Raw genomic sequence first — 16255 nt, forward strand, 5'->3', positions numbered from 1 at the left:
ATCTAGCTTTATATTTACCTTTTAAATGTAAATAAACTTATTATTTTTTATATAAATCTTTAACTCCACCTCTATATCTTGTAAAAGATCTTTAATGAGTTCATAAAAATCATTTCCATACTCACTACACTCATATTGAGCAAAGATTTGAATCACATACCTAGTTTCGGTCTCTAATGCTGACTTTATTCGATTAACCCTTTTTTCTTCTACATACGCTTGATATTTATGTATTGCCTCATAAAGACGCAATACATGCGCTTCTTCATCTTTCCAGTCCAGCGTATCAACAATTGAAAGAAATAGCGTATTTTGATTATCTATTACTTCATAACCATTCATATATTTCTTACACCCTTTTTTGTTTTTCATTGCATGCAGATGTCACTACACTTCGCATACTCAAGTACATCTTTTAATGATTGATGAAATTCAATTTCTGGGATCCAACCTAACCTTTTTATTTCCTCTATTACTAAACTCTCATTTGAGTCGCTCCCACTTTTCTCTGTTTCCTCTATAAAAAAATTTAGCTGTGTTAATTCTTTATATTGTTCTAGTACATCTAATAAAGATCGTTTTACTCCTGATCCGATGTTATATTGTTTTCCATTTATTCCATCTCGTAATAACACATGATACGCTTTAACCGCATCACGTACATCTAGAAAATCTCTACTATCTTTCAAACTGTTTACTTCAATAATAGCTTTACTTCTACCTGATTCTATATCTATCATTTTCTTTGCGAGAATCGAACAAATGCCATTCGATACCCCTGGACCAATTAAATTTGAAGGCTTTGCAATGATAATATTTGAATCCATTAATTCTCCCCAAGCCTCTGCAATAATGACTTGCATCGTTTTACTTAAACTATATGGATTTGAAATTTTCATTTCGTCCATACTATCTGCTTGCAAAGCAGATCCTATAACTAATGTTCTACAATGCGATGCTTCTTGCTTAATTGCTTCTAATAAATATAACGTTCCTATTACGTTAATCTCTATATATTCAAGAGCAGATGTCCAAGATTCTATGACCGAATTCCTTCCTGCTAAATGCAATACGTAGTCTGGCTTTATTTGTTTCATTACCTTTATTACTTCGCTCTTATTAGTTAAATTACAAGTAATACCATTTCTAATTTTTTCTCTATGTGCACGATTTTGAAACATAGGAATTACATGAAAGCCCTGCTCTAAAAAATATTGGCAAGCATGGCGTCCTGTAAAACCATTTGCACCAGTTATTAAAAGGCTCGCATTTTTTTTCATCGCAAAAATCCTCCTTTTAATAGCATTTGTTTCACCTCATGTTTTGCAAGTAAGTCTTGTTGAGAACTAAAACTCTTCACATCCACTAGCGGATAGCTAGAATAATATTCTTGAAGTCCTTCTATAGGAATGGTCGGTAGTACCACAAAATAATTTTGATCAAAACTTATACTTGTTTTACTCTCTACCTCAGATAAAAGCATTTCACTTAATTTTTCACCTGGTCTTATCCCTACCTCTTTTACCTTAACGTTCCTTTTTTCCGAATCTTCAATTAACACTTCTGCTAAATCTGTTATTTTACATGCCGGCATTTTCATAACAAAGATTTCCCCGCCTCTACCTTGATATACGGCTTTAAATAACAATCCAACAGCATCTTCAACTGTTAAGAAAAATCTAGTCATATTCGCATCGGTAATCCCTACTTGTGAAGATTTTTTAATTTGTTGTTTAAAAAGCGGTACTACACTTCCACTCGTCCCTAAAACATTTCCACCACGAACACAAATGAATTTTGTTTTCTTCGTTTGTATATTCGCATGAACCATTAATTTTTCACCAATTGCTTTTGTCATCCCATACGTATTTGATGGATCAGCTGCTTTATCCGTTGAAACATATATAACTTTTTCAACTCGCATCTGTATAGAGGCTTCAATTACATTTTGCGTACCATGTATGTTGGTTTTTATAGCTTCATAAGGATAATACTCACATACTGGAACGTGTTTTAAAGCTGCAAGATGAAATATATAATGTACACCTTGGCAAGCATAGACTAGTTGATCTTTATCACGAATATCTCCAATAATAAATTTTAACCTTTCATCATTTATAAACTGTTGCTGCATTTCAAACTGAACCGTTTCATTTCTTGAAAAAATTCTAATTTCTTTCGGTGATTTTTCTAATAGTTGTTTTATAAGTTCATGCCCCCACGAACCTGTACCACCAGTAATTAAAATTATTTTATTTAACATTCCTTTTCCTCCTACGAAACATCTCAATTTAAATAGTATTTATTGAATTATTTTCAATTGATTCAAATCATAATCGTCGTTTGTTACATTTAATTGACAAAATAAAAAAACAGAAACTATTAAACAACGTTTCTGTTTTTCATTTCACCTCACAACAGTAAGATTTTTTATACTGTTTGCATGATAAATAAATTCCTTGTAAAAAAACACCGCTCATTTATTTCTTATACTCGTAATAAAATAAAGTGAAACTTTAATCAGTGGGGATATTGTTCATCCCCCACTAATTATCAGCCCTCACCAATCGGGCTTTTACGGGCAGTTGATCCCCCACCGAACATCTTTGCTTCCGCTGAATTTTGAGGTGGGGATCTTACTACCCGGCAAATAGCGGGATAAATAGAATGATTCATAGCCAATAATCATGTTTAAATTTATGAAAAAGGGAGGTAACGGAATGGACCAAAGCAATTCAAATCATACATATAACGGACCTTCCAAAGCACTGCCCCTCTCCCTATTCGATGTAAAAAATGAATTGAAACAAAAAAGCAAGCTTATTCCTTCTGATACCTTGTATAAATTAACGAAAGAAGAGCAACTCATCATCAACAAAATAAAAATACAAACAGAACAGCTAAATAAAAATAATGTTACAAGAACACGCGCATACTACCAATTTTACATTCAATATCCAGAAATACATTGGGCACTGCTTGGACATATGGTATCACGTAACGGCGGTTGGAATATGACTGATTTAAAGGGCGATTTATATACGAGAATCTTATCAGAGAAAGATCAATTCATATTTTTTTCTTTTTTAGAAAGAGGGAATTGGCTTATTTTCCAAGATGTATACCCTCAATTTTTACTTTACGAACAAAGTGTAAAGAAATCACAAAAGTTATTTCACCTTCTCCCTCACCTAAATGTTTCTACATTTATGGAAACGATGTGGAACGATTTTTGGAAAACAGGCAACAAAAAAACATTAGCCATTGCAACTATTATTAATGAACAAAACTACTTAGAAAAAAGAGTGATTCAAAATGTACAATTTAAAAAGACCGTACTCAATAGTATTGGATTTAAACTCTTTGATTTCTTTCAGTTTAATCATATCCTTTTCCCATTCTACGAAAATGATAAGAAACAAAAAGTGTTACTATTTGGTGATACAATGAAACATTTCACTTCCTTACATGAACGAATATTAATTGGAAAAAGATTATATTCATTATTATTTCGAGATACACATGTTTTATCTCAAATAATAAGCTGGGCCCAACACCATCCGCACACGGGATCAAGGAAAGATTACTGGCCCCATTTATTTTCAAGTGTAAATGAATCTTTTTCCCGTGAGTTTTATAAGCGCCGAATAAAAAAATGCCAGTTACGAAATGACGCTTATCGCATATACAGCCCTGCACTCATCTATGCATGGCGAGATATGAAGCATGAGGAAGTTGACAGTGAAGATTGGTTTACCGATTGGCAAGTTGTACATTATTTAGTTGATAAGGAGGAAAATATAAATGGACAAATTACAGAAGACTACTGCAAAACACTCGAAAAAATTGAACTCGCAATTCTCGCAAAGAAAAATGTCCTCCTCCGAGAAGAAGAATGAGTTTCTAGCATTAGTAGTTACAATCTTTCTCTCTGCTATTATTGGAACTTGTTTAGATGCTTTTTTTGTTCATAAACAAATATATTCCTTTCCAGCTAGACCCTTCTCATCCACATTTTCGGTTAATATAGCTTTTACATTATTCGTACTGCCGATTTTAACAGTTATCTTTATACACATTTCAAAAAAATTATCTAAAGTTTCTAGAATTCTATTTATTATTTCAATTGGTATTTGTGCTAGCCTTTTTGAACAGATTGCTGAAAGTTTAGGTTTATTTATACACAGTACGAATTGGAACCATACATATTCTTTATTTGGTTATATGATTTTCCATTCTTTTATTTGGAACATATATAATTGGATAAAAAAATAAAGAGACCATTATAGGTCCCTTCTTAAGCATACTCTTCCATTATTGCTAATGGTGCCAGTGTTTGTAGGCTTTTAGAGCGTAAACGATAGGCAACGACTTTCTTCTTATATTGCTTAATGACATCAATATGTTCCTCATAACTATATAGAGAAAACCTAATCTCTTTATTCCCTTTCTTCGTATCAATGACTATTGGTGTCCCTTCTCCGTGCGGCGGGAAATAATGTTTATCTAAAAACAAAGCTTCATTAAATTCATGAATAACTTGTAGTTTCATTTCTCCCTCTATATTTTTTCCATCTATTGATATAGAAGTATTTTCCGCCTCAAGTTTTTGATGCAACTCAAATTTACTAATAATTGATTCTACAACAGAAGTGGGCATACTAGAAACTAATACTTTAATAGCTCCAAAAACAAATAATGTAACTATAAACCATGTTGTCATTGTTATCATCTCCATTACATTTAAAAAATAAATTTCGTTCCATACGGTATTAGTATACTAATGAGTATTCCAGTTACAATCATCGTTACCGAACCGATAGTCGCTTCTTTCTCGCCTTCCTTCACTAAACGACTCACACCGATAATATGTGATGCACAGCCCATTCCAACTCCTTTTCCAATCGTACTTGTTATACTGAAAAACTTAAGTACTGTCGGTCCGACAATAGCACCTGTTATCCCTGCAACAACTACAAAACTAGAAGTCATAGATGGAATACCACCAATTTGATCCGCTAATGAAAGGGCAATAGGCATCGTTGCTAACTGTGGTAAAGTAGTTAATATAAGTTCCTTATCTATATTTAAAATTCCGCCAATCACTACATTCATGCTCGTTACAGCCACTATACCTATCACTACTCCGATAAGTATCGATAAAAAATTTTTCATCAGTATCTTTCGCTCTTTAAATAGAGGTATGGCTAATGCTACAATTGCAGGGCTCAATAAGCTTGAAAGAATGTCTCCCCCATTTTCCCTATACTCATGATGAGAAATACCAAAAATCAAAAATAAACAAATCATAATTGCCGTAACTGTTAACACCGGTAACGTAAATGCAAACGTAAATTTTTTATATAGATTTGTCGCCAAGAAATAAATTGCTACAGTAATAATAATTAAGACCATTTGAATCGTGCACCTTGTCGATTTTATTTTTTTGATGTTACTAATAATTGACTTATATAACCTGAAACAATTAAAGTTACTATAGTACTTGCAACTACTAAAAGGAATATAATACTCCCCTTACTTAAAAGAAAAGATCCGTATTCCATGAGCCCTGTTGTCGAAGGGATTAAAAATAACGGTAAAAATACGATTAACTTTTCCGCACCTAACTCAAACCACTTTAACGGTAGAACGCGAGTGAAAAGAAACAGGAACAGTATTAACATCCCTATTAAACTTCCCGGTATTGATAGATGGAATATTTCCTGAATCCACATACCCACTAAGCTAAATACATATAGCACGCCTACTTGAAGTAAAAGCGTCACGTACTTCATTTATTTCCCTCATTTCACTATCACACATCCATATTATGAAATCTCATTTAGCGTGTAAGCAAACCGTTTAATTCCAAGTTGAATTTGTTCTATATTCGCTCTACCAAACGTAAATCGTATATATTCATTTTTCGAACCTAAAACACTGCCCGGAACAAATGCGACACCATTCCGTATAGATTCACCTAATAAGTGATATTCATCAAACTTTCCTTTCACTTTACACCATACATGTATTCCACCCTCTGGCACGAAACATTCAACTCGGTCTCCCAATGTTCCTTCAAGCTCTGTAATTAATTCATCTCTTCTTTGCTTTAATTGTCCACGAAGTATCGTAATATGTGTATGAAAATCCTTTGATTCTAAAAATTGATTTGCTACCCACTGCGTAAATACACTATGGCCAAAATCAACTTGTTGCTTTGCATCTGCTAAACGCTCAATTACTCGTATAGGACCAATTATCCATCCAATACGTAATCCTGATGCAACAATTTTTGATAATGAACTTATATAAAGAACATTTCCATTTTGATCCATTGATTTTAATGTCGGATTCACTTCTCCATTAAAAGAAATTAAACTATACGGATCATCTTCTACAATTGGTATACCGAACTCAGAAGACAGTTCTAAAATCTTTTTACGTCTCGCTAATGAAAGTACAGTACCCGTTGGATTCTGATAATCTGGATTCAAAAATACCATCCGAATGCGATGCTTTTTGTGCAAATCGATTAAGTCATCTGGATTCATTCCATGCTCATCAACAGGTAAATGAAATATGTTTAAACCGGCCGATTTAAACATTGGAAGCGAAAAACAATACGAAGGATCTTCAATCGCGATCGCATCGCCAGGTTTTAATAAACATTGAACGATAAGATTAAGCGCCTGTTGTGCTCCAGACGTAATAAGAATAGAGCTTGAATCTGCTTCAATTTGTTTATATTGCTGAACATGTGCTGAAATTGTTTTTCTCAACATCTCATTTCCAAGTGGATGGTCATAACCGAGGTTTTCCATAAATGTTTTCTCCGACAAAATTGTTCGAAATCTATCACTTGGAATTAATTCTGGTGACAGTTCACCACTTGCTAAATTAATTAAATCATCTTTTTGTGTTTCCGTTCGAATTTGTTGAACGAGTGGTACGTTAGGTAAGAATGATCCGTCCTCCACGTACCTACCCCAGTTCGGTATTCGTTTATGTGAGACACCCCATATGTCTGTATTGACCCGTGTTCCGCTTCCCTTTTGCCGTTCTACTACTCCAAGTGATTTTAATTCTTCATACGCAGCTACTATTGTACTCCGGTTCACCTGTAATCCCTTTGCCAATATACGCTCAGAAGGTAACTTACTATCAGAAGGAAATTCACCTGAAGAAATGCCTCTTTCAATATAATCAGCAATTTGTTTATATAAAGGTGTCTTATCTGCACGATTTGGTTTCCATTCCATCTAGTTCCCTCCTTTCAAAACGAACTATCCTCATTTTTTACTAACAGTATTCACCGTAAAAATAGTATTAATTAGTCACATTTTCTTATCCGTAAATGGATATATCCAAAATAGTTCTCTTTCTGATTACTCGATAGCTTCTGAAATTCCAACTTCATACTCTCATTTCAGTTCTTTCACAAACTATCAAATCATTACCACATACCATGTTACCCCAACCAGTAGAACAAAAAGAAGAAGAATATAGATTGCAGATAAGTTTTTCACATTTCTTTTTGTAGACTTGCCGTAATTCTCCTCCACGTTTCTTGCAACTAGTACAGTCCCAAATAGCGATACAATTACAATAATAACGACTAGTGAAATTGCAAAACTCATTGTCTTTTCACCTCTCTAAGACCCATCTATTTTAATTAAAGAACTTACATAAAAACCTTCCTCTTTAAAATGCTGATAACATACTACCTTTCTTCTCTTATCATAATAGATGTTTGTAAAAAGCGGACCAACCACTTTCGCGTTTTTTTGCTCATCCACTTTAAAAATAAAAAGCAACTGATCACTTAGGACCAGTTGCTTTTTCGCAAGGTTAATTATATCCATTTTCCACTTGAAATTAACCCGATTTAAAAGTTTGATTTTTTCATAATGAAAAGTATCGTTCACACCATTTACAAAAAAAGAACCTATGAAGGTCCTTTTTCAAATTATACAACACAGCACTATGTTGAGTATCTTAAAGTTTATACTAATGATAAAGTGAAACTTTAATCAGTCTTCACCAATCGGGCTTTTACGGGCAGCAGGCCCCTACCTAACTTCTTTGCTTCCGCTGAATTTTGAGGTAGGGGTCTTACTGCCCGGCAAATAGCGGGATAAATGTTAATAGACTTATTCTTCAATAATGAATTGTGAAATTAGCATTTCTAAATTTTCGACTTTCTTTTTCATTTCATTAGATTTCGTCGTTATTTCTTGAATCAATGTGGCTTGTGCTTGAATTGATTGTACCGTTCGATTCGTTTCTTGTGCGACTTGTGTTGCAGTTTCAGAAACTATTGACAAAGAGGCATTTACTTCTTCTGTCCCAGCAGACATTTCTTCTGTGGCAGCAGACACTTCTTGAATTTGGGTCGTTATTCTATTAATATCTTGCATAATAGATGAAAATGCGAGTTCTGCCTTATGCGCTGCTTCTTTACCACCACTAGCCTGTTGTTGACCTTTTTTCATTACATGAACTGTATCCTCTGTATCTTGATGTATAAAACGTATTAAATTATTTATATCATTTACAGATGTTTTAGATTTCTCAGCTAGACCTCTTACTTCAGCTGCAACTACTGCAAATCCTTTTCCATTTTCTCCAGCACGTGCTGCCTCAATTGCAGCATTTAAAGCAAGTAAATTCGTTTGTTCCGCAATATTAGTAATAACATCTAACACTTCTTCAATTTGTTGTGTACGCGTAACAAGTCTATCAATGACCTTAGAAGTTTCTTCGACAACTTCATTCACGCTATTCATTTGATGAATAGATTGTTTTATAACTTCACTACCAGAGTTTGCTTGGTCTATTGTTGCAACAGCAACTTCAGCAACCATCGCTGAAGATTCAGCTACTGTTTGAACACCAGTTGCAATTTCTTCCATTGAAGTTGAACTTTCTTGAATACTAGTCACTTGTCCCTCTATTTCTTTATTTATTTCAGAAGTAGTTCGAACAACCTCGTTTGATATATGTGCTGCCGTTTTCGTCTCTTGTAGCATATTTTCAGTTGAAACAATCACTTCTTTCGCCGTAACCTTCACCTGACCGACTAATTGTTGCAAGTTATCTAACATACTATTAAAGGACTGTACAATATGGCCTAATTCGTTCTCGGATTTATAAGAAGTTCGAATTGTTAAATCTCCAGCAGATACTCGTTCCATATCTTTTTGTAATAATACAATTGGTTTTTTTATAGCATTTTTTGTTATAAAACCAATAAAAATGATTATTATGATTCCAACAAATGAAATAATTACAAATGTTATGATTGTATTTTTCACACTATTAACATTCTCTTTTTGTAGCTGTTCAGCAGCATTATTATTATATAAAATAAGTTCACGAATAGACTGAATTGTTTTTTCCATATTAGGGTCAATTTCTTTTAAATAATAGCTATAGGCTTCTTCATTATTAGTCAGTCCCAAATCTTGTGCTTTTTTCATTTGTACTCTTAAATCTTTAAATTGACTTTGAAACGCATTATACAAATCTTTTTCTTTATGAGAACTAATTCTAGTTTCAAATTGTTTTAACAGCTCATCATTTTCTTTTCTAGTCTTATCCATTTCTATTATGAGTTCTTTCATTCTTTTTTCATCTTTCGATATCATAATCTCCATAAAATTCATATTAACATGGTAAAAATTTGATTCTACAATTCCTATCCATTCAATTGGTAATAGTCTTTCTTCATACATACTAGAAGATGCATTTTCACCTTTTTGAAGCCCTAAAAACCCGAGTGAAGATAACATGATACAAGCCAAACTCGATATAATGACTAACACATTTAATTTCGTTCCAATTTTACTATTTTTAATAAAAGACAACAAAATCACTCCATCTATATATTATATTTTACTTGTTTTATATTACAACAACAATCGACATTTATCGACATTTTTTTATTAATCTTATAATTATATTCGAAGAACTTGATTCTCATACTATCAAATACTAAAAAGTCTTATGGGAATTCCACAAGACTTTTAATAGAGTTATATTGTTTCTATGAAATTATGATAAAAATTAAAGCGACTTATTAGTTCTTATAACTTCTTGATAGAGAATCGGTGACCACTTATCACTAATATAATCTTGGATAACCCAACCAACTCTTTTTGGATTCTCTTGTTTAATATATGCCGCGATCTCGGGATTTATATAAGACGCATAATAATATGGACTATTCCATGCTGTACCACCCGAAGACAAGCTTGTAAAATTAATATATAGATGATTTAAATCCTCGCTATTGTTCATCGTTTCATTGATTGTATCTTTAATAGATTTTACTTTCTCATCATAACTCACTTTATATTTATCTTGTACTGTTACATTTACATTTTTGTTTACAGTTGTGGTAAACGTCTCATTATCTGGCCAATAAAAATTATTATATCCTCCAGATTCATTACTGCCACTATATCTTTTTAGTAGTACAATTTTCCCACGAGCATCTCCAAGTTTTATATTTCCTTCTGTTTTTAAAAAGATAGGATCAACAAAATAATTTTTTTCAAACGTACTACTAAATGAATTTTCTGCCCCTTTCATATCCTCATACTCTTTTTTTAAAGACATAATAATTGTTTCACTCGGGTTATCTTTTAAAAATTGTTTCGCTTCATTTATGAATTCATGCAGTGTTACGTAAAGATATAATGGCCCATGATGAAGAACTATCGTATTATCATCTGTTAAACGTCCTCTTATATCAAAAATGCGAGCTCCATGGTCCATTTGATAGCGAAAATCATATTCTTGCGTCATTCCCCACACTTGCTTAATCGGATTTTGCAACTTGAACGTCCCACTATCGTGTGTTCCTGGAATTGAAATTCGTGCTAACGGAATATTATCAGGTATAGGTTGCATCCATTTCGACCAATTTTCAAGCTCATTAACAGAGCTAGCTGCAACTACTCTCTTATCATGTAAAGCAAATACAAATGTGATAAATATTGTACTACATATGAATAATTTCAAAATTAACTTCTTATTTCTCATTATTATCACTCTCTTTTTCTGTTTTTATATCAAACTTATTGAATATAATATAGGCTAGTTCATAAAAAATAAATAACATTTCATCAATATGAAATATTGCATAGAAGTAAAGTTAAAAAATCATTCACATATACTAAATTAGAAAAATTTAAAGGAACTTCATCTGAAGTTCCCTTTGCTTATTTTATGTTCAATACATATGAACCATCTTTATTCTCATATTTATAGACGTATAAATAATATTTTCCTGGCTTTGCATTATAAGTTCCTTTAACTACATTTCCTTCATTTTCACCATATGCTACATAGTTATTTAAATCTGATTCATGATGAAGTACCCATGTCATTCCGATATTTTGTTCATTTAGTAGAGAAATATTAATATTTTCCGGCGAGTCAATTTGGAAAGTAAATACATCTACTCTATCACTATTATGTAGCGTTCCTTTCACCAGTGTATGAAAGTTAACTTTATTTGCCTGTCTAGGCTCATTATTTGGTTCATTTTCTGTTACTTGTAATTCATTCCCACCGTTTAGTTTTCTTTGTTCATAGCCTAAGTTTACTAGTATAGACTTCAAATCTGGTAAAACACCAATTTTATCTGCATATGGATCTTTAGATTTTGTTCCTGTGCTCTGGTTGCTTAATATTGCTCTTAGTTCACTAGGTCTATATGGTTGTCCTAAATTTTCTTTAGCAATGCTTTGTACTAAAGTCGCTGCCCCAGCAATAATTGGCGAAGCACTAGATGTTCCGCTAAAGCTTGAAGTATAAAGATTTACAGCACTTCTACTTTGCTCGGCTGTAGTTGTATCTACATTTTCTCCCCATCCGTACACATCAATACGGCTTCCATAATTCGAAAACCACATACGTTCATGAGGGAAAGATGAAGAGCCAGCTCCTACCATAATTGCACCCGAATCTTTAAAATCTTTACTATTACGATTTAAGACTTGCTTACCCTTTCTATCTTTGAACTGATCTAAATCATTCCACCCATTTGCTCCAGCCTCTATAATTACAATTCCCTTATCTGTACCAGCACGAATTGCATCAAAAATATCTGGTTGTACTTCAACAGGTAAATATTTATCACCATATCCATCAAAGGATGCTTGCGCCTCTAACAATAAAACATCCCCAGCTTCTAACTGATTTACAGCGCTTAATATTGCATCAGCCGTATTATACTGTCCGTTATCTCTTATTTGAGAGATAACCTTTGCTTTCGCTTTTGGCGCAATCCCAATATTCCCGACTTCATTGTCCTCAGAGGATACAATTCCTAGTACAGACGTCCCATGACCGACATGCTGATTTATATTTCTTCCAGACATTAATTCAATATTTTGATGTAATAAATCCTCATGATTTAATAGCCATCCGTATTCCATATCAACAAAAGTGATACCATTTCCATTACCGCCTTGAACTCCCCAGGCGAAAGGCGCATTAATACCGTATGGGGCTGCTTCAAGATAACCTTGTTTTTTAAATCTAGGATTTTTATTAGGATTAAGAGCTACACTTGATGATTGCACTTCAGGTGGCATTATTTTCTCTTGTTTCTTCATATACGCATCTTCTATTAAAGAAGATGCCTTTAACTTATCTACTATTTCTTCTTCATACCCACTATTTTGATTTTGAAGAATATAGTAGTTTAATAAACTTGTAGATACATGATTAGGTGCTTTCACTTCAAGGTTTTGTATTTGTTCCGGGCTTACAGATGTGAATAAACGAGTAAATGTTACATCTGGATATTCTGTCAAAAGATCTTTTATTACTTTATCATTCGTTTGAGATTGTATTTGTTTTTCAATACCATCTTCATATGGAAAATCCAAATCTGCTTTAAATTTTACAATGATTTGCTTATCTGTTTCTTGTTCTATCCCTAATTTACTCTGCTGTTCTATAGAATCAGCATGTACACTATTGATAGTACCTCCTGTTCCTAAAAGTGTTGTAATGATTACAGTTGACGCATACATTTTTTGAAATATTTTCATTACATCAATCCTCCTATTAATAATTATTAATTATTAATTATTATATTAATCTATAATGATTTTATTTCTATAACGTATTCCCTTTCTACTAAATAGATTATAGTAATCAGAAATATGAACTTCAATGTATTTTCATATGCAATATTTCATATTCTGACTCTACACTACACGAATATGAAACTTATAGTGATTATTTATTTTATATGTGCTAATATACTTACATTAATATATTACGCATATACACATTTTGAACTACATTACTTAATAGTTTCACCTTAATTTTTTCTTAGGAGGATTTACAATGAAATTACTAAAAATAAAACATATAATCCCTTTATCCGCGGCTGCAATTACATTCGTATGTAGTCAAAGTACAGCTGAAGCTTCTACCATTCATACAGTAAAAAAGAACGATACACTTTGGGGCATTAGTAAACAATACGGAGTTTCAATACAATCCATTAAACAGGCTAATAATAAAGGAAACGATAAAACCTTTATTGGCGAACAGTTACATATTCCAGGGTCCGTGAAATCAAATGAAATCACTGTTCCTCAAAACGCCAAGCCTGCGAGCATTTCTGGACAAATTATTTATCAAGTACAACCGGGGGATTCATTAGAAACGATAGCAAAGCGTTACAATGTCACCGTCCAATCTATAAAACAAATTAACAATACAGTCGGAAACAAGCTTTATACAGGACAACATTTAAAAATTAACTCAAGCATTTCACAAAAAGAAAAAGACTTAATGGCACGCTTAGTTACTGCTGAAGCAGGTGGCGAATCCTATAAAGGAAAAGTAGCAGTAGCAAAAGTTATACTAAATCGTGTAAATGCAAAAGGTTTTCCAAATACAATAACAGGTGTTATTTATGAACCTATTAAATACGGATATGCATTTACTCCTGTTACAGATGGCAGAATTAATCAGCCTGCAAGTGCAGAAGCAAAAATGGCTGTAGAAGAGGCTATCTCCACAAATGGAGTACATTCTGACTGGATTTATTTCTACAATCCAAAAACATCAACAGACAAGTGGATTACGACACGTCAAACAGTAGCAGTAATTGGTAACCATGTGTTTGCTAAATAAGATTTAAAATCATTAACAGACCTCTTCACTTAAAAGGTCTGTTTTTTTTCTATGTAAGATGTTATTAATCATATGACATAGTGATTTTTCAAACTATTTCTTCTTTCAAATAAAAATTTTTGTATTTACTCCACCACTCGGAGAAGTTAATACAGCATCAAGTTCAAAAACTCCCACTTTATTAATAAAAGCTATTTCTTAACTTCATAAAATTGTTATACACTAGAAAAATAAAAAACAAACTATTCGTTAGCAGGTGAAAGAATATGTATGATGTTACAATTATCGGCGCTGGAGTAAGTAGCATTTTTATGGCTTATTCACTAGCTAAAAGTAACAAAAAAGTTTTAATTCTTGATAAAGGTAAAGCGCTAGAAGATCGCCATTGTCCTTTAGACGAAGGAAAAGTGTGTAATTGTACTACATGTGATAAATATTTCGGGTTTGGTGGTTTAGGAAGATCTGAAGGGAAATTTAATTATACAAACGGATTTGGCGGAGAACTTGAGCAAAAAGTCGGTAAAGAGGGCTTTATACAGCTCATGGCTGAAGTAGATGAAATTCTATGTCAGTTTGGTGGAAGTTCTGTCTCAAAATATTGTACTGAAAATTCAAGTCTCACTAAAAGAGCTGAAGCGTGTGGTTTACAAATGCTAACAACAGAAGTAAGACATCTTGGTACTCCCCTTTCCAATAACATTTTTCAGCAGCTCTATGAATTTTTATTGACGAAAATAAAGATCAAATTTCAAATAGATGTACAACATATTCTGAAACAGGAAGATTATTTTACAATAGAGACAAATCAAGGAACAGTTCAAACTAAGCAACTAGTATTTGCAACTGGGCGTTCAGGGGCCGATTGGTTAAAAGAAATATGCAGTTCTCTAAGTATTTCTCAGGAGCAAACACGTGTAGATTTAGGAATTAGAGTAGAAATGAAAGAACATCAATTACGTTCTATATTAAAAGATACTTTTGAAACAAAACTTTCTTATCAAGGTGAGCATTTCACAGCAACTACTTACTGTATGAATCCAAAAGGACGCATCATTCGAAAGTACGAAGAAGGTTTAGTTATGCCTGACGGTCAAAATTTTCGAGAGCAAGGAACTGGCACTTCTAATTTAAACTTCACTTTATTTATTCCTCGCTATTTTCCAACTCTCAAAGAAGCAAATGTATACGCAAGTTCAATTATTAAAGGCATTAACCAAGGACGAGATCGGATTGTTATACAGCGCTTAGAGGACTTATTAAAGAAACAACCTACGGCGAAAAACAGCATGGAACATAATCGTATACAACCTACACTACAGGGGGATTATGGAGATTTGAATCAAGAAGTTCCTCAATTATATATTGAAGGGCTGAAAGAATTTTTATTACGTTTAGAACAATTTATACAAGAGCCTATTGATCAACATACTTTACTATATGGAATTGACGGAAAGTTCTATGCTCCTACGATAAAAATCAATAACTCTTTTGAAACAAGTGTGCATGGACTATTTTTAGTTGGAGATTGTTCCGGCGTCACTCATTCCTTATCTCAAGCTGCTGCAAGTGGTCTGTATGTTGGAAAGTACTTATCTGACATTTAATTTCTATCATTAAGATGTCAGTCAAATATTTTCAATTCCAAAACACTTTTACTTATATATAGTAAAAGTGTTTTAATAATCCCTCCTATCCTTCCCGGCTAATGATTAACTGGCAAAGAAACGGAATTTTACAAAATACATATGTAACATAACTGTATATTTAAAACGATTGACATTCAATTCTAATAAATTGAATGTCAACAGTTTTAAAAGTCTCTATCCATTTTCACTTTCATTTGTTCGATATTTTGTAACATCATCATAGTGTTTAATATGGTAGGATGTCTATAAGTCAATTTCACTACAACTATGACTTGTTCTGCCCGTTTCTCAAAAAGAGTTATATTTATGCTACTACGCTTTAAAAATCCCCATTGTATGTATATGAATACTTCAAATTATTCCCTTTAGAAAACATAATCTAAATGGTTCATTAAACTCTAATAGTTATAAAAACATAATATATAACTTCAATTAAATAA

General features: G+C 32.8%; 15 protein-coding genes. 4 read left to right on the top strand and 11 right to left on the bottom strand.

All coding sequences use genetic code 11. From position 1 onward, the window contains the following. Positions 1 to 21: 21 nt before the first annotated feature. Genes DOS87_RS20980 through DOS87_RS20990 form a run of 3 tightly spaced genes read right to left on the bottom strand, consistent with a single transcriptional unit; the run spans position 22 to position 2263 of the window. Positions 22 to 372: a DUF6572 domain-containing protein gene (locus DOS87_RS20980; protein ID WP_002082318.1), complete on the bottom strand. Its 351-nt coding sequence runs from the start codon at positions 370 to 372 to the stop codon at positions 22 to 24. Next, positions 369 to 1280, bottom strand: a complete 912-nt coding sequence (locus DOS87_RS20985) for an SDR family oxidoreductase (protein WP_000739089.1) — start codon at positions 1278 to 1280, stop codon at positions 369 to 371. The genes DOS87_RS20980 and DOS87_RS20985 overlap by 4 nt, the downstream gene beginning before the upstream one ends. Beyond that, positions 1277 to 2263, bottom strand: a complete 987-nt coding sequence (locus DOS87_RS20990; protein ID WP_000932593.1) for a UDP-N-acetylglucosamine 4,6-dehydratase family protein — start codon at positions 2261 to 2263, stop codon at positions 1277 to 1279. Before DOS87_RS20990 ends, DOS87_RS20985 begins: the two co-directional genes overlap by 4 nt. Before the next feature lie 457 nt (positions 2264 to 2720). Here DOS87_RS20990 and DOS87_RS20995 point away from each other — a divergent pair, with 457 nt between their 5' ends. Beyond that, positions 2721 to 3899 (top strand): DUF2515 domain-containing protein, encoded by a 1179-nt coding sequence (locus DOS87_RS20995; RefSeq protein ID WP_000372811.1) that lies wholly within the window; start codon positions 2721 to 2723, stop codon positions 3897 to 3899. After that, positions 3874 to 4275, top strand: coding sequence for a CBO0543 family protein (locus DOS87_RS30360; protein WP_042595508.1), 402 nt, complete (start codon positions 3874 to 3876; stop codon positions 4273 to 4275). The genes DOS87_RS20995 and DOS87_RS30360 overlap by 26 nt, the downstream gene beginning before the upstream one ends. 22 nt (positions 4276 to 4297) lie before the next feature. Here the strand turns inward: DOS87_RS30360 and DOS87_RS21000 are convergent, their stop codons facing one another. The 8 genes from DOS87_RS21000 to DOS87_RS21035 form a co-directional block, all read right to left on the bottom strand. Then, positions 4298 to 4723: a YfmQ family protein gene (locus tag DOS87_RS21000; protein ID WP_000214632.1), complete on the bottom strand. Its 426-nt coding sequence runs from the start codon at positions 4721 to 4723 to the stop codon at positions 4298 to 4300. 20 nt (positions 4724 to 4743) lie between these two features. Further along, a complete protein-coding gene (locus tag DOS87_RS21005) occupies positions 4744 to 5415 on the bottom strand; it encodes an LrgB family protein (RefSeq protein ID WP_000242949.1) in 672 nt (223 codons plus the stop codon). A 23-nt stretch (positions 5416 to 5438) separates the two neighbouring features. Continuing rightward, positions 5439 to 5795 (bottom strand): CidA/LrgA family holin-like protein, encoded by a 357-nt coding sequence (locus tag DOS87_RS21010; RefSeq protein ID WP_000878483.1) that lies wholly within the window; start codon positions 5793 to 5795, stop codon positions 5439 to 5441. A 33-nt stretch (positions 5796 to 5828) separates the two neighbouring features. Next, a complete protein-coding gene (locus tag DOS87_RS21015) occupies positions 5829 to 7262 on the bottom strand; it encodes a MocR-like pyridoxine biosynthesis transcription factor PdxR (protein ID WP_098578305.1) in 1434 nt (477 codons plus the stop codon). Positions 7263 to 7448: 186 nt separating this feature from the next. Next, positions 7449 to 7640 carry a hypothetical protein gene (locus DOS87_RS21020; protein WP_000006462.1) on the bottom strand — a complete coding sequence of 64 codons (192 nt, stop codon included), beginning with the start codon at positions 7638 to 7640 and terminating at the stop codon, positions 7449 to 7451. 513 nt (positions 7641 to 8153) lie between these two features. Beyond that, the gene (locus tag DOS87_RS21025; RefSeq protein ID WP_000008149.1) at positions 8154 to 9869 is read right to left on the bottom strand and encodes a methyl-accepting chemotaxis protein; all 1716 of its coding nucleotides are present in this window, start codon (positions 9867 to 9869) and stop codon (positions 8154 to 8156) included. Positions 9870 to 10068: 199 nt separating this feature from the next. Next, positions 10069 to 11049: a phosphatidylinositol diacylglycerol-lyase gene (plcA, locus tag DOS87_RS21030; RefSeq protein ID WP_001244685.1), complete on the bottom strand. Its 981-nt coding sequence runs from the start codon at positions 11047 to 11049 to the stop codon at positions 10069 to 10071. Positions 11050 to 11228: 179 nt separating this feature from the next. After that, positions 11229 to 13070 carry a S8 family peptidase gene (locus tag DOS87_RS21035; protein ID WP_098578618.1) on the bottom strand — a complete coding sequence of 614 codons (1842 nt, stop codon included), beginning with the start codon at positions 13068 to 13070 and terminating at the stop codon, positions 11229 to 11231. A gap of 301 nt (positions 13071 to 13371) precedes the next feature. Here DOS87_RS21035 and DOS87_RS21040 point away from each other — a divergent pair, with 301 nt between their 5' ends. After that, entirely contained in the window at positions 13372 to 14169 is a 798-nt protein-coding gene (locus DOS87_RS21040) for a cell wall hydrolase (RefSeq protein WP_000771008.1), read from the top strand. 266 nt (positions 14170 to 14435) lie between these two features. Further along, positions 14436 to 15773, top strand: coding sequence for an NAD(P)/FAD-dependent oxidoreductase (locus DOS87_RS21045; RefSeq protein WP_000272409.1), 1338 nt, complete (start codon positions 14436 to 14438; stop codon positions 15771 to 15773). The last annotated feature ends 482 nt before the right edge of the window (positions 15774 to 16255 follow it).

This window comes from Bacillus sp. CR71 (assembly GCF_003429245.1).
Classification (GTDB): domain Bacteria; phylum Bacillota; class Bacilli; order Bacillales; family Bacillaceae_G; genus Bacillus_A; species Bacillus_A thuringiensis_S.

Excerpts from the sequence above, each read along its gene's own strand:
- DOS87_RS20980 (WP_002082318.1), bottom strand. The coding sequence starts at position 372 with ATGAAAAACAAAAAAGGGTGTAAGAAATATATGAATGGTTATGAAGTA.
- DOS87_RS20985 (WP_000739089.1), bottom strand. The coding sequence starts at position 1,280 with ATGAAAAAAAATGCGAGCCTTTTAATAACTGGTGCAAATGGTTTTACA.
- DOS87_RS20990 (WP_000932593.1), bottom strand. The coding sequence starts at position 2,263 with ATGTTAAATAAAATAATTTTAATTACTGGTGGTACAGGTTCGTGGGGG.
- DOS87_RS20995 (WP_000372811.1), top strand. The coding sequence starts at position 2,721 with ATGGACCAAAGCAATTCAAATCATACATATAACGGACCTTCCAAAGCA.
- DOS87_RS30360 (WP_042595508.1), top strand. The coding sequence starts at position 3,874 with ATGTCCTCCTCCGAGAAGAAGAATGAGTTTCTAGCATTAGTAGTTACA.
- DOS87_RS21000 (WP_000214632.1), bottom strand. The coding sequence starts at position 4,723 with ATGACAACATGGTTTATAGTTACATTATTTGTTTTTGGAGCTATTAAA.
- DOS87_RS21005 (WP_000242949.1), bottom strand. The coding sequence starts at position 5,415 with ATGGTCTTAATTATTATTACTGTAGCAATTTATTTCTTGGCGACAAAT.
- DOS87_RS21010 (WP_000878483.1), bottom strand. The coding sequence starts at position 5,795 with ATGAAGTACGTGACGCTTTTACTTCAAGTAGGCGTGCTATATGTATTT.
- DOS87_RS21015 (WP_098578305.1), bottom strand. The coding sequence starts at position 7,262 with ATGGAATGGAAACCAAATCGTGCAGATAAGACACCTTTATATAAACAA.
- DOS87_RS21020 (WP_000006462.1), bottom strand. The coding sequence starts at position 7,640 with ATGAGTTTTGCAATTTCACTAGTCGTTATTATTGTAATTGTATCGCTA.
- plcA (WP_001244685.1), bottom strand. The coding sequence starts at position 11,049 with ATGAGAAATAAGAAGTTAATTTTGAAATTATTCATATGTAGTACAATA.
- DOS87_RS21035 (WP_098578618.1), bottom strand. The coding sequence starts at position 13,070 with ATGAAAATATTTCAAAAAATGTATGCGTCAACTGTAATCATTACAACA.
- DOS87_RS21040 (WP_000771008.1), top strand. The coding sequence starts at position 13,372 with ATGAAATTACTAAAAATAAAACATATAATCCCTTTATCCGCGGCTGCA.
- DOS87_RS21045 (WP_000272409.1), top strand. The coding sequence starts at position 14,436 with ATGTATGATGTTACAATTATCGGCGCTGGAGTAAGTAGCATTTTTATG.